The following is a 12,565-nucleotide window of genomic DNA, read 5'->3' as shown; positions in this document are numbered from 1 at the left end:
TTCGCCCGGGCGGCGGCGGGTCGCTGACACCGCACGTGGGCGCCGCTGTCCGGGACCGGCCCGGTTACACGGTCGCACCGCCGACCGGTCGGGGCCGGCCCGGTTACAGTTCCGTTACTGTGAGCCGGCTCTCACCATGCGAGACGCCGGCCGGGCCGCGCGCGGGCGCCTACACTCGGCGTATGGCGTTCCGGACGCCCGCCGCCGTCGTCGCGGCCGTGCTGGTCGCCGGCTGCACCGGCGCTGATCCGGACGAGCCCGGCGCGACGCCCGCGCCCGCCGCGACGCCCGCGCCCGCCGCGACGCCCGCGCCCGCCCCCACGCTGGTGCCCGGCATCTCCAACTCCGCCGAGCTGTCCGAGCCGGTCGCCGCCCGCGGCGTGATCACCCGCGCCGACGGCACCCCGGTCCCCGACGCGCTCGTCCAGCTGGTCGCCGGCAGCGGTCCGGTCGCCGCCGCCCGGACCGGCGCGGACGGGGCGTACGAACTGCGCATCGCGGCCGATCTGCGCGCGGCGCTGCCGACGGACGACGCCGGGCTGGTCGGGTTCGCCGTCGTCGTCGACTCACCGGACGGCGTCGCCCGCACGTCCTGGACCGGGCCGGCTGCGCTGACCCACCCGCACACCGCCGACCTCGAGGTCCAACCGGCCGGCTGACCGGTGTCGGGAACGGCGCCGCCCGTTCGACGACAGAACGAGAGCATGACGACGGAGGGAGTCACCATGCGGTTCATGTCGCTCATCCGGTCCGAGGAGCCCAACCCCGCGGGCTCGCCGCCGCCGGAGCTGTTCGCGGCGGTCGGCGAGCTGGCGCAGGAGCTGAGCGTGTCCGGCGCGCTGGTCGACATGGGCGGGCTGCTGCCCAGCTCGGCCGGCGCCATCGTGTCGCTGGTCGACGGCCGCATCAGCGCGGTCGACGGACCGTTCACCGAGGCCAAGGAGCTGATCGGCGGGTATGCGGTGCTCGAGGTGCGGTCCCGGGAGGAGGCGATCGAGCTGAGCCGGCGGATGCTGCGCCTGCACCAGGTCCACTGGCCCGGCTGGCAGGGGTCCTGCGAGCTGCGCCAGATCGAGGACGCGGACCACCCGCACCCCGACCTCCCGCGGGCGTAGCCCCCGCGAAGTTGCCCGGCCGGGCCGCCGGTGGTCTCATCGACGGGTGAGCGACGAGACCACCCGGGCCGCCGTCGAGGCCGTTTGGCGGCTGGAGTCGACGCGGCTGGTGGCGGGGCTGGTCCGGATCGTCCGCGATGTCGGGCTCGCGGAGGACCTCGCGCAGGACGCGCTGGTCGCGGCCCTGGACTCGTGGCCGCGATCGGGCCTCCCGGACCGCCCGGCGGCCTGGCTGATGACGACCGCCAAGCGCCGCGCCGTCGACCTCTACCGGCGGCACGAGCGCCGCGACGTCCTCTACGCGGCGATCGCCCGCGACCGCGGCCCGGACGTCGTCGAGCCCGACTTCACCGCCGCCGTCGACCACGTGGAGGACGACGTGCTGCGGCTGATGTTCGTCTGCTGCCACCCGTCGCTGACCCCCGAGGCACAGACGACCCTGACGCTCAAGCTCGTCGGCGGGCTGAGCAGCCGCGAGATCGCCCGCGCCTACCTGACGTCGGAGGCGACCATCACGCAGCGGGTCGGCCGGGCCAAGCGGACGCTCACCGAGGCCGGCGCCGCCCTCGACGAGCCCACCGGCGCCGACCGCGCGACGCGGCTCACCACCGTCCTCGGCGTCGTGTACCTGCTGTTCAACGAGGGGTACTCGGCCACGGAGGGCGGCGACTGGACCCGGCCCGACCTGTGCGCCGAAGCGGTCCGGCTGGGCCGCATCCTCGCGACGCTGGTGCCGGACGACCCCGAGGTGCACGGCCTGTCCGCGCTGATGGAACTGCAGTCGTCGCGGCTGCGCGCGCGGGTCGGGCCGGACGGCGAGCCGGTGCTGCTGCGCGACCAGGACCGCGGCCGCTGGGACCACGTCCGCATCCGCCGCGGCCTCGCCGCCCTGGACCGGTCGGCGGCGCTGTCCCAGCAGCCGGGGCCGTACGCGCTGCAGGCCGAGATCGCCGCCTGCCACGCCCGCGCCGCCCGCGCCGAGGACACCGACTGGGCCGCCATCGCCGCGCTGTACGAGCGGCTCGGCCGGGTCAGCGGCACCGCCGTCGTCGAGCTGAACCGCGCCGTCGCGCTGAGCATGGCGTACGGGCCGCAGGCGGGACTGGACCTGCTCGACCAGATCGCCGGCGCCCCGGCGCTGCGCGGCTACCACCTGCTGCCGAGCGTCCGTGGCGACCTGCTGGAACGCCTCGGCCGGCCCGGCGAGGCGCGCGCGGAGTTCGAGCGGGCGGCCGGGCTGACCCGCAACGACCGCGAGCGCCGGCTGCTGCTCGATCGCGCCCGACGCCTCGCGAACTGATCAGGCGCGGCCGACGGCGTCGAGCTCGGCGCGGGTCGGCGGGTTGGCGCCGGCCCGCGAGACGGTGACGGCGGCGGCGAGGGTGGCCCGGCGCACCACGCGTTCGACGACGGCGGCGGGGACGGCGCGCAGCAGCGGCCGGGCGGGACCGCCGAGCAGGCCCTCGTCCCAGAGGCCGTCGAGCAGTCCGGCGGTGAACGAGTCGCCGGCGCCGACGGTGTCCGCGACGGTGACCGGCGCCGCCGGCACGTGCACCTCTCCCCCGGCGGTGACGGCGACCGCGCCCTCGCCGCCCAGCGTGACGACGACGAGCGCCGGGCCGAGCCGCAGCCAGTCGCGGGCGACGTCGACGGCGGCGCGGCCGGGCGCGAGGAACGCGGTGTCCTGGTCGCTGGCCTTGACGACGTCGCTGCCGGCCACCAGGCGCTCGACCCGGTCACGCAGGTCGTCGGCGCCGCCCATGAGGTCCGGCCGGATGTTCGGGTCGTAGCTGACGGTGCTGTCCGCCCGCACGTCGCGGGCCAGCCGCTCGACCGCCGCCGCGCCGGGCTCGACCGACGCCGCCAGCGAGCCGGTGTGCAGCACCAGCGGCGGCTCCGCGACGGTGACCGGGCGGAGCTCCCAGGTCAGCTCGAACCGGTATTCCGCCGACCCGTCGGCGCCGAGGCGGGCGATGGCCGACGACGTCCGCGCGGCGGCGCCCTGGATGCGGACCTCGACGCCGGCCGAGGCGAGGTGCGCGCGGATCGCGGCGCCGCCGGCGTCGTCGCCCAGCTCCGTGACCAGCGCCGTCCGCCGGCCCAGCCGCCCGAGCCCGTACGCCACGTTCGCCGGGCTGCCGCCCGGGTGCCGGGCCTCGGCGCCGTCGCGCTCGACGATGACGTCGGTCAGCGCCTCGCCGACGACGAGCGCGAGGCCGGCTCCGTCGCCCGCCGTCACGCGACCTCCGGCGAGATCTCGCCGAGCCGTTCGATCATGGGCCCCTCCCCGCGACACATTACCGGCCGCCGCGGCCGCCTGACCGGCGGCGCCGGGGCCTTACACTCTGGTGCCGTGATGACCGAGTCGGGGGGCCGGCTGCGGCGCCTGGGCTCGCGTGCCCCGCGCCAGCACCTGCCGCTTGCGGGCAGCGCGGCCGGCGCGATCGTGCTGGCCGTACTGGTCGCCGGCGGCTTCGACCCGATGGAGAAGCCGGCCGCCGAGGTCGAGCCGCTGGCCGTCGGCGAGGCCGTCGACCTCGGGCCGTTCGTCGTCACGGCCGACCGGTTGCGGGTGGTCGACGAGCTGCCGGCCGTGTCCGAGGGCGACGACGACACCCGCGTGCTGGCCCTGGTCGCCACCGTCACCGCGACCGGCACGACGACGCAGTACGGCGCGATGCTGTCCGAGAGCGTCGCGCTCGACGGGGTGCCCGGCCTGGAGGGCGACGGCCTCGTGCCCGCCGACGACGTCTACGTCATGGCCGACGGCACCCGCCTCGACGCCGTCCAGCCGGGCCTGGAGTACGAGGTCGCGCTGGTGTGGGAGCAGGACGCCCGCGCCGACGCGCCGTCCGAGGCGCGGCTGGTGCTGGTCGGGCGGACGCTGCGGGAGAGCTCGATCGACCGGTCGATGGAGTGGCTGGACCCCGCACCCGCCGTCGCCGGACCCATCGACGTCACCGTGCCCGAGGACGAGTCGTGACGAACGGCCGCGGCGGCCGCCGCGTCGCGCGCCCGCCGTCCAGCCGGCTGGGCCGGTTGCCGCGGCAGGCCGCGTTCGGCGTCCTGCTGGTCGCGGCGCTGGCGACCGGGCGCGCCGTCGAGGGCCTGATGCCGGTCGACGACGAGACGGCGGCGCCGTTCGAGCGGACCGGCGGCGTCGGCGACCGCGTCGAGACGCGCTGGGGCGACGTCGAGGTGACCTCCGTCGCCGGGTCGACACGGATCGAGGACCCGTACGGCACGATCCACGTGACCGGCGGCGTGTACGTCGTCGTCGACTGGACGTACACCGCGGCGGGCGAGCCGCAGCTGCCCGCGTACGTGGCGATCCGCGACACCGAGGGCCGCCAGTTCCGCACCAGCGTCGAGCGCAACCCGTACAGCTCGGGCGGCGCGGCGCAGCCGGGCATCCCGCGCCGGGTCTCCGCCGCGATCGAGCTGCCCGCCGACGCCGTCGACGGCGCCCGGCTGGTCGTCACGCTGCAGCCGAACCCCGAGGACCACCGCCGCGACGACATCGCCGTCATCGACCTCGGCCTGACCGGCGAGGACGCCGACGCCTGGGCCGCGTCGGAGGAGCCGGTCGAGGTGGCCGAGGCCGCCGACGGGCCGGGTGACGCGCCGTGACGCCCCCCGGGTGGTGGCGGCGCAACCGCTGGGGGCTGGTCGCGCTGCCGGTGGCGATGGCGGCGGCGCTCGCGGCCAGCTCGTACCGCGTCGAGACGTACTGGTGGCTGGAGAAGCCGCGCGACCTCGTGCACGCCGAGCGCGGCGAGTGGGTGACGTTCTCGGCCAGCCAGTACGACCGCGGCGGCGACCGGCCGTTCACCGTGCGGGTGCGGCTGGACGACGTCCGGCCGGCCGAGGTGGCGTTCGGCGAGGACGACCCGCTCGGGCCGCCCGCGGGCGTCCAGGCGGTCGCCGTCGACCTCTCGTTGTCCGCCGCACCGGACGTGCCGCTGGCGTCCTGCGACCTCGCCGTCCGCGACGCGTCCGGCACCGAGTACGCCTACCAGTCCACGTCGCCGTCGATCAGCCAGGCGACGTCGCCGTGCGTGCCGCCCGACGCCCGCGGCCCGGACCTCGACCTGTTCGAGGGGATCGACCCCGACACCGGCCCGCGCCGGCCCGACGAGTGGACCGTCAGCCCCGTCGTGCTCCTCCCCGACGGCGTCGAGGTGACCGAGGTCGTGCTCAGCTGGGGGCCGCCGGACGGGCTGCTGATCAGCGCAGACTGACCGACTCGCGGGTCGCGCGGCCGAGGACGCGGTCGATGGCCGCGCCCAGCAGGCACACCACCGCGACGGTGCCGACGACGTGCGACACCATGCCGGTGTGCGGGACGAAGGCGAGGTAGGCGCCGAGCGGCAGCGGGCCGAGCAGCTCGCGCCAGATCAGCTCGACCGCGTACTCCAGCCGCTGCGCGATGACGAAAGCCAGCGCGAACAGCAGCATCGGCGCCAGTCCCGCCACCGCGAGCCGGCGCAGGCCGCTGGCCAGCGCGCCGAACCGCTCGCCGAGCCCGCCGGTGAGCTCGTTGCCGACCTGCCGGGCGGGCGCGTGCATGCGCCCGACCAGCCCGCCGCGCTGCCGCCGGTGCGACGCCTGGCGCCGCTCCGGCTCCCTCAGCTGCTGCCCGTAGACGACCGCGCCCACCGTCAGCCATGCGACCGGGATCACCAGCAGCGCGTCGGCGTCGCCGAGCAGGTCGAACAGCCACCGGCTGCCGGTGTCGACGGCCTCGCCGACCGGGCCGAAGAACGCCACCAGCGACCGCCACGCGTCCGCCACCGCCTGTGTGACGGCGCGCTCCTCCAGCCACGTGAACGCCGCCTCCTGGTGGCTGGCGAGCATGCGGGCCAGCGTGACCAGCCACAGCACCTCGACGTACGCGGCGACCCACGCGATCCATCGCATCGGGCGGCGCTGCGCCAGGATGCCCAGCCCGTACCGCAGCACGATCGCGATGGCCACCAGCGCCATCGCCAGCCAGCCGGTCGCCAGCGCCGTCCGGTTCTGGTCCACCTCGCCGGTGCCCAGCAGGAGGTCGGGGTTGTTGAACAGCTCGTCGGCGACCGCCGTGTTCACGAACCGGAACACGTCCTCCGACAGGTAGCCGTAGGACGCGTAGATCGCGAGGAACGGGATCATCACGCTGCCCAGCACGGAGACGACGCTCGCGTGCTGCCGCCCCGCCTCGTCCCCCGCCGCCTCGTCCCCCGCCGCCTGCAGCGACGGCAGCGAGTGGCGCAGCGCGTAGAGGGCCGCGATGAGGGCGCTCACCGCCGCCAGCGGGCCCAGGACCAGCACGAGGACGCCCAGCGTGCCGCTGAACTCGCTCAGCTCGACCGCCGCCCACAGCGCCGCGTACCGCCCCGCCTCGCCGGCGAACAGGATGGCCAGCAGCACCGGCCAGTGCCGCGCCAGCAGCCGGCCCGCCCGCCCCAGCACCGCGAACAGGTCGGTGGCGGCAGCGCGCAGCGTGCCGCCCAGGCCCCGCCGGGCCGGCGTCTCGGTCAAGGTCATCGCAGGTCATCCTGGGTCAGAGCGGACGACTCAGGATAATGGCTGCGCGCCTATCGCCCAGCCCCAGTCGAACGCCGCCGCCACGGCGTCGCCGGAACCGGACTCGAGCGGCTCGTCCCAGGGGCCGCCGGTGCGCGGGTCGACCAGCCGGGCGCCCGCCTCGCGCAGCATGGTCAGCGAACGCGGCCAGGCCGGGTGGCCGGCCAGCGACCGGCTCACGAACGGCACGACGGCGTCGGGGACGGGCAGTCGCTTGGCGGTGCCGGGCGGCCGGTGGCGGTCCAGCACCGGCACCTCGAGGCAGGCCAGGGCATCGTGATCCAGCCAGGGTCCGGCGGCCGCCGTCGCGACGACGGTGACGGGGTGGCCGGCCGCGCGGGCGAGCGCCGCTCCTAGGTGTGCGTGCCGGGCGAGCGGCGCACCGGTCACGACCAGGACGATCACAGGGAGGCCGTGGCGAGGAGGGGCAGGTGGTCGGAGCCGGCGCGGTCGAGGATCTCGGCCTCGACGGTGAGCGACGGCGCGGCGACGACGTAGTCGATCGGTTCGGCGGGGGCCGAGGCCGGGTAGGAGGGGACGGGCGACGGCGGGGCGAGCAGGACGGAACCGTCGGCCGGCACCCAGGTGGACGCCGCCGTGTTGAAGTCGCCGCACACCAGCCACGGCGCGTCGAGGCCGCCGGCCAGCGTCAGCAGGCGCCGCAGCGCGGCCGACCGCGCCGCCGCCGACCGGCGGGGCAGGTGGGTGCTGCCCACCCACAGCGCCGCGCCGCCCACGTCCAGCCGCACGAGCAGCACCGTCCGCGCCTCCGACGACTCCGAGCCGTCGTAGAGGCGGGGCGGCCAGCGCAGCTGCCACTGCTGCACGGCCCGGATCGGTGCCTTCACCAGCAGCGCGTTGCCGTAGCCCCCGCGCGGCGCGTCGGCGTCGCCGTGGTGGACGGTGGGCGGGAAGACCCAGGCGTAGCCGAACCGGCCGGCCAGACCCGCCAGCACCGCCGCGCCGCCCCAGGTCTCGTCGACCTCGACCAGCGAGACGACGTCGGGCGAGGTCGCCGCGAGCAGCGAGGCCACCGCGTCGACGTTCGGGGCGCCGGCGTCGTCGCGCCAGGAGTGGATGTTCCAGTGCAGGATCCGGATGTCCGGCATGGCTCGCCACGCTAGCCCAGGCGCCCGGCCGGCGCGCGGCGGTCAGCCCCGCAGCCGGGCGTTGAGCCTTGCCGCCTGACGGGTGAGGTGGTCGCGCTCGGCGACGTCGTGGGCCTGGCCGGCCGCGGCGGCGTACAGCCTGGCCGCGGTCGCGAGGTCGCCGTCGCGCTCGTGCAGGTACGCCGCCACCGCGGCGTACCTGGGCAGCGTGTCGTCCAGCTCGGCGAGCGCCGCCAGGCCGGCCCGCGACCCGTCCGCCTCGCCGACGGCCACCGCGCGGTTGAGCCGGACCACCGGGCTGTCGGTCAGCCGGGCCAGCTCGTCGTACCACTCGACGATCTGCACCCAGTCGGTCTCCTCCGCGGCCGGCGCGTCGGCGTGCAGCGCGGCGATGGCGGCCTGCGCCTGGAACTCCCCCAGCCGGTCGCGGGCCAGCGCCGCCTGCAGGATCTCGACGCCCTCGGAGATGGCCGCGGTGTCCCACCGGGACCGGTCCTGCTCCGCCAGCGGCACCAGCGCGCCGTCGGGGGCCGTGCGGGCCGGGCGGCGGGCGTGGTGCAGCAGCATGAGCGCGAGCAGCCCGGCCACCTCCGGGTGGTCGATCGCGGCCGCGAGCTGCCGGGTGAGCCTGATGGCCTCGGCGGCGAGGTCGACGTCGCCGGAGTAGCCCTCGTTGAACACCAGGTAGAGGACGCGCAGGACGGTCGCGACGTCGCCGGGCCGGTCCAGCCGCACGCCCGCGACGGTGCGCTTGGCCCGGCTGATGCGCTGCGCCATCGTCGCCTCGGGCACCAGGTAGGCCTGGGCGATCTGCCGGGTCGTCAGCCCGCCGACGGCGCGCAGCGTCAGCGCGACCGCCGACGACGGCGTCAGCGACGGGTGGGCACAGCGGAAGTACAGCTGGAGGGTGTCGTCGACGCCGGAGACCGGCCCGGGCGACGGCTGCTCCTCGACGAGGTCCTCGCGCCGCCGGCGGGCGACGTCGGACCGGGTCGCGTCGAGGAACCGGCGCCACGCGGCCGCGACGAGCCACGCCTTCGGATCGCGCGGCGGGTCGTCCGGCCACGTCTCCAGCGCCCGGATCAGCGCCTCCTGCACGGCGTCCTCGGCCGACGCGAAGTCCGCGCCGCGCCGGACGAGGACGCCGATGACCGCGGGCACCAGCTCCCGCAGCAGGGCCTCGTTCACTCCGTGCCCGGAAGGAGCGGGCTGAGGAACGGGCGCAGCTCCAGCCACTCGTGGATCGGCCTGCCGCCCGCCCCGGGCGCCGCCGACAGCTCCGCGGCCAGCTCGAGCGCGCGGTCGTAGTCGTCGACGTCGATGATCATCCAGCCGGCGATGAGGTCCTTCGTCTCGGCGAACGGGCCGTCGGTGACCGGCGGCCGGCCCTCGCCGTCGTAGCGGACGAAGGTGCCCTCGGGGGCCAGCGCCCGCTCCTCGACGAACTCGCCGGAGGCCACCAGCCGCGCGGCGAAGTCGCGCATGTACTGCACGTGCGCCGAGATCTCCTCCGGCGTCCATTGCTCCATCGGCACGTCGTTGGCGGCCGCCGGAGCGCCGCGGTAGTGCTTGAGCAGCAGGTACTTGGCCATGGTGTGTCTCCTCCGTGCGCGACGACCACCCATTGTGGTGGCTCTACCCCCGGGACGGAGCCGGCGGCGCGTTCTCGACATCGCCGTCAGGGCAACCCGGCCAGCAGCCCGAACGCCTCGCGGGCGGCCGCGAGCACCCGCGGCCCGTACACCTCCGGCGGCGCACCGGACAGCGTCGCCCGCCGGAACGCCGCGATGACGACGCCGTGCGCGGCGACCAGCGCCTCGGCGATCAGCTGCGGCCGCAGGTCGTCCTCGTCGCCGTCGGCGCCCAGTTCGCGGGCGATGTGCCCGCGCAGCGTCGCGGCGTAGCGGGCCAGCAGCTGCCGCTCGCGGGCCTGCAGCGCCGGGCTCGCCGTGACCAGCCGCGCGAGGACGGCCTGCCGCTCGCGCCGCGCCGGGTCGTCGCCGAACCGCGCGTACCGGTCCAGCAGGAACGCGCCGACGGCGCCCGCCACCGGCGTCCCCGCCGCCCGCGCGTCGATCGCGCCGACGAGCGCGGCCTCGAACCGCTGGTCGCCGCTGTAGACGAGGTCCTCCTTGGTGGCGAAGTGGTTGAACACCGTCTTCTCCGTGACCCCGGCGGCCCGCGCGACCTCGGCGACGGAGACCGCCTCGAAGCCGCGCTCGTCGAACAGCCGCAGCGCCGTCGCCGCCAGCTGCTCGCGGGTCTGCCGCTTGCGCGCCTCGCGCACACCGGCCACGCTTCCACCCCCAGAACTCGTTACAGTCACTGTAACCACGAGAGGAGCCGACGATGCCCGTCCTCCCCGAGCTGGGTCCGATGCTGGCCCAGGTCGCCAAGGCCCGCCAGCACCCCGCCGACCCCACGCAGAGTCTCGCCGACCGCCGCGCCGCCATCCACCGCGGCATGGACCACCGCGCCGCCACCGTCGCCCTGCCCGCCCCGCCGCACGTGGTCCGGCGCGACCACACCGTCGCGCTCCCTGACGGCGATCACCTCACCGTCCGCAGCTACCACCCCGGTGACGGCGCCGGTGTTCGCGCGTCGGCGCACGTCTACGTGCACGGCGGCGGCTGGTGGCTCGGCACGCTGGACCACCGCGACGCGCTGTGCGCACACCGGGCCGCGAACACCGGCGCCGTCGTCGTGTCGGTCGCGCACCGGCCGGCGAAGCCGGCGTACTCGGCGTCGACCCCGGGTCGCTGACGATCGGCGGCGACTCGTCCGGCGCGAACCTCGCCGCGGCGGCCGCGCTGCTGGCCCGCGACCGTGGCGGGCCGGCGCCGGTGGCGCAGGTGCTGGAGATCCCGGCGCTCGACCTCACCCTGAGCAACGCCGAGCGCGAGCCCGACCCCGGTGCCGTCGTGCTCACCTTCGACGAGCTGGCCGCGAACGTCGAGCGCTACTGCGACCCGGACCGCCGCAGCGAGCCGTACGCCTCCCCCGTCCTCGCCGCCGACCTCGCCGGCCTGGCGCCGACGCTGATCATGACCGCCGAGCACGACGTCCTCCGCGGCGACGGCCGGGCCTACGCCGACCGGCTGGCCGCCGCCGGGGTACCCGTCACGCTGCACGAATGGCCCGGGCACGTGCACGGCTCGCACGACATGACCGCCGTCGTGGCGTCGGCCCGCGACTGGCAGGCCGAGGTCGACGCGTTCCTGCGCGCGGCGGTTGGCGCCGGCCGCTGAGCCGAGCGCTCCTGGGCGGCCTCGTCAGCGGAACCAGGCGGTGAGCTGCGCGGCGAGGTCGGCGTCGGGGATGCCGTGCCAGTCGCCGGGGAGCTCGCGGTGCTCGCCGGCCGGCAGCCGCGACGCGACGTCGCGGGCGGCGCCGCGCAGGTAGTCGTCGCTGCCGGTGCTGCTGAGCACCAGCGCCGGCGTGCGCACGGCGGCGAGCAGCTCGGCGGTCATCGTCGCGGTCTGCGCGGCGTCGTAGAGCAGGGTCGGCGCCAGCGCCTCGATGCCGGGCCAGGCCGCGTGGGCGTGCAGCCCCTCGATCCAGTCGTCCGGCACGCCGACGGCGCGGTTGAAGAAGTCGACGGCGCCGCTGTGGTCGTCGCGGTCGATCAGCTCCCGCAGCCGCCCGACGAACGCCTCGTCGGCCGGTTGCCCGACGACGAACGGCGGCTCGAGCAGTGCGACCTTCCGGATCGGCAGCCCGGCGGCGGCCGCCCGCAGTGCCACGGCGGCGCCGGAGCTGAACCCGTAGACGTCCGCCTCGCCGCCGGCCAGCCCGATCACCGCCGCGAGGTCGTCGACCTCCCGCTCCGGCGCGAACGGCGCGGTGTCGCCGCTGTCGCCCCGGCCACGGCGGTCGTAGGTGTGCACGGCGAACCGCTCGGCCAGCGGTGCGACGGCCCCGGCCATCGGCCGCAGTCCGTGGAACGCGCCGGCGGGGTCGATCATGACCAGCGCCGGCCCCTCCCCGCTGCGGCTGACGGCGATCGGCGTCCCGTCGGCGGATCGAGCCTGCATGACCCCACGCTCCTTGGATACTGAACTGTTCAGTACATTGCTTCGTCGAGTACTGTACTGTTCAGTTCATGGATCGGGCAAGGGGCCGCGGCGCACCGAAGGAACCGCTCATCCTCGACGCCGCACGGACGGTGTTCCTGCGCCGCGGCTTCGGCGCGGCCGGCGTCGACGAGATCGCCGCCATCGCCGCCGTCTCGAAGGTGACGCTCTACAAGTACTTCCCCAGCAAGGAGGTGCTGTTCACTGCCGTGATCCAGCGCGACATCGAGGCGGCGGAACGTCGCTCCGAGGACCACCTCGACGCACTCGCGACGACGACCGACCTCCCCGCCGACCTGCGGGCGTTCGCGCGCGAGTTCGTCACGACGGTCACGGCGCCCGACCTGCTGCGGATGCGACGGCTGATCGCGACCGAGGCCGAGCGGTTCCCCGACCTCGCCCGCGCCTGGGACGAGCGCAGCCGGATGCGGGGACTGCGGACGCTGCGCCAGCTCTTCGGCGCGCTGGCCACGCGCGGCTTGCTCACCGGCGACCTGGACGTCGCGGCGGAGCAGTTCCTCTGGCTGCTGCTCGCCGGGCCGTTCAACGAGTCGCTGTTCAGCCCGGCGGGGACGCACGCGCCACGCGACCTCGACGCGCACGCCGACGCCGCCGTCGCGACGTTCCTCGCCGCGTTCGGCCGGAAGTAGGCGATTTCGTCCCGATGTGAGGGATTCGATGGCGAGTCAGGGCGGTTGTC

General features: G+C 76.1%; 17 protein-coding genes. 9 read left to right on the top strand and 8 right to left on the bottom strand.

Annotated features, from left to right (window positions below; all coding sequences use genetic code 11):
- Positions 1 to 182 precede the first annotated feature (182 nt).
- Genes BLU82_RS07425 through BLU82_RS07415 form a run of 3 tightly spaced genes read left to right on the top strand, consistent with a single transcriptional unit; the run spans position 183 to position 2,415 of the window.
- The gene (locus tag BLU82_RS07425) at positions 183 to 659 is read left to right on the top strand and encodes a carboxypeptidase regulatory-like domain-containing protein (protein WP_092617867.1); all 477 of its coding nucleotides are present in this window, start codon (positions 183 to 185) and stop codon (positions 657 to 659) included.
- Positions 660 to 704: 45 nt separating this feature from the next.
- Positions 705 to 1,115 (top strand): YciI family protein, encoded by a 411-nt coding sequence (locus BLU82_RS07420; protein WP_197682793.1) that lies wholly within the window; start codon positions 705 to 707, stop codon positions 1,113 to 1,115.
- A 46-nt stretch (positions 1,116 to 1,161) separates the two neighbouring features.
- The gene (locus BLU82_RS07415) at positions 1,162 to 2,415 is read left to right on the top strand and encodes an RNA polymerase sigma factor (RefSeq protein ID WP_092617865.1); all 1,254 of its coding nucleotides are present in this window, start codon (positions 1,162 to 1,164) and stop codon (positions 2,413 to 2,415) included.
- Here BLU82_RS07415 and BLU82_RS07410 read toward each other — a convergent pair whose 3' ends face one another.
- On the bottom strand, positions 2,416 to 3,354 hold the full coding sequence (locus BLU82_RS07410; RefSeq protein WP_092617862.1) for a carbohydrate kinase: 939 nt from the start codon (positions 3,352 to 3,354) through the stop codon (positions 2,416 to 2,418).
- A gap of 117 nt (positions 3,355 to 3,471) precedes the next feature.
- Between BLU82_RS07410 and BLU82_RS07405 the strand changes: the two genes are divergently transcribed.
- From BLU82_RS07405 to BLU82_RS07395, 3 genes are read left to right on the top strand one after another with little or no spacing between them, the layout of a single operon-like run.
- Positions 3,472 to 4,098 carry a hypothetical protein gene (locus tag BLU82_RS07405; protein ID WP_092617859.1) on the top strand — a complete coding sequence of 209 codons (627 nt, stop codon included), beginning with the start codon at positions 3,472 to 3,474 and terminating at the stop codon, positions 4,096 to 4,098.
- Entirely contained in the window at positions 4,095 to 4,745 is a 651-nt protein-coding gene (locus BLU82_RS07400; RefSeq protein ID WP_092617856.1) for a hypothetical protein, read from the top strand. The genes BLU82_RS07405 and BLU82_RS07400 overlap by 4 nt, the downstream gene beginning before the upstream one ends.
- Entirely contained in the window at positions 4,742 to 5,356 is a 615-nt protein-coding gene (locus BLU82_RS07395; RefSeq protein WP_092617853.1) for a hypothetical protein, read from the top strand. The genes BLU82_RS07400 and BLU82_RS07395 overlap by 4 nt, the downstream gene beginning before the upstream one ends.
- On the opposite strand, the gene BLU82_RS07390 is transcribed toward BLU82_RS07395, so the two are convergent.
- The 6 genes from BLU82_RS07390 to BLU82_RS07365 form a co-directional block, all read right to left on the bottom strand.
- Entirely contained in the window at positions 5,343 to 6,644 is a 1,302-nt protein-coding gene (locus tag BLU82_RS07390) for a hypothetical protein (RefSeq protein ID WP_092617850.1), read from the bottom strand. The genes BLU82_RS07395 and BLU82_RS07390 overlap by 14 nt on opposite strands.
- Positions 6,645 to 6,674: 30 nt before the next feature.
- Complete coding sequence (locus BLU82_RS07385; protein ID WP_157740688.1) at positions 6,675 to 7,073, bottom strand: hypothetical protein; 399 nt, start codon at positions 7,071 to 7,073, stop codon at positions 6,675 to 6,677.
- Positions 7,074 to 7,084: 11 nt separating this feature from the next.
- Positions 7,085 to 7,792 (bottom strand): endonuclease/exonuclease/phosphatase family protein, encoded by a 708-nt coding sequence (locus BLU82_RS07380; protein ID WP_092617844.1) that lies wholly within the window; start codon positions 7,790 to 7,792, stop codon positions 7,085 to 7,087.
- Positions 7,793 to 7,834: 42 nt separating this feature from the next.
- The gene (locus BLU82_RS07375) at positions 7,835 to 8,980 is read right to left on the bottom strand and encodes an RNA polymerase sigma factor (protein ID WP_092617841.1); all 1,146 of its coding nucleotides are present in this window, start codon (positions 8,978 to 8,980) and stop codon (positions 7,835 to 7,837) included.
- Positions 8,977 to 9,384, bottom strand: coding sequence for a YciI family protein (locus BLU82_RS07370; RefSeq protein ID WP_092617838.1), 408 nt, complete (start codon positions 9,382 to 9,384; stop codon positions 8,977 to 8,979). Before BLU82_RS07370 ends, BLU82_RS07375 begins: the two co-directional genes overlap by 4 nt.
- An 86-nt stretch (positions 9,385 to 9,470) precedes the next feature.
- Positions 9,471 to 10,088 carry a TetR/AcrR family transcriptional regulator gene (locus BLU82_RS07365; RefSeq protein ID WP_172885554.1) on the bottom strand — a complete coding sequence of 206 codons (618 nt, stop codon included), beginning with the start codon at positions 10,086 to 10,088 and terminating at the stop codon, positions 9,471 to 9,473.
- Positions 10,089 to 10,141: 53 nt separating this feature from the next.
- Between BLU82_RS07365 and BLU82_RS07360 the strand changes: the two genes are divergently transcribed.
- Both BLU82_RS07360 and BLU82_RS07355 read left to right on the top strand, forming a co-directional pair.
- Positions 10,142 to 10,555 carry an alpha/beta hydrolase fold domain-containing protein gene (locus tag BLU82_RS07360; RefSeq protein ID WP_092617831.1) on the top strand — a complete coding sequence of 138 codons (414 nt, stop codon included), beginning with the start codon at positions 10,142 to 10,144 and terminating at the stop codon, positions 10,553 to 10,555.
- Positions 10,459 to 11,040 (top strand): alpha/beta hydrolase fold domain-containing protein, encoded by a 582-nt coding sequence (locus tag BLU82_RS07355; protein ID WP_157740686.1) that lies wholly within the window; start codon positions 10,459 to 10,461, stop codon positions 11,038 to 11,040. Before BLU82_RS07360 ends, BLU82_RS07355 begins: the two co-directional genes overlap by 97 nt.
- Positions 11,041 to 11,064: 24 nt before the next feature.
- Here the strand turns inward: BLU82_RS07355 and BLU82_RS07350 are convergent, their stop codons facing one another.
- Positions 11,065 to 11,826 carry an alpha/beta fold hydrolase gene (locus BLU82_RS07350; RefSeq protein ID WP_092617825.1) on the bottom strand — a complete coding sequence of 254 codons (762 nt, stop codon included), beginning with the start codon at positions 11,824 to 11,826 and terminating at the stop codon, positions 11,065 to 11,067.
- A 68-nt stretch (positions 11,827 to 11,894) separates the two neighbouring features.
- Between BLU82_RS07350 and BLU82_RS07345 the strand changes: the two genes are divergently transcribed.
- Positions 11,895 to 12,515, top strand: a complete 621-nt coding sequence (locus tag BLU82_RS07345; RefSeq protein ID WP_092617822.1) for a TetR/AcrR family transcriptional regulator — start codon at positions 11,895 to 11,897, stop codon at positions 12,513 to 12,515.
- Positions 12,516 to 12,565: the final 50 nt, after the last annotated feature.

The organism is Jiangella sp. DSM 45060, from assembly GCF_900105175.1.
Classification (GTDB): domain Bacteria; phylum Actinomycetota; class Actinomycetes; order Jiangellales; family Jiangellaceae; genus Jiangella.
The sequence above is the reverse complement of the archived record's forward strand: the minus strand, read 5'-3'. Positions and strand labels throughout refer to the sequence as shown.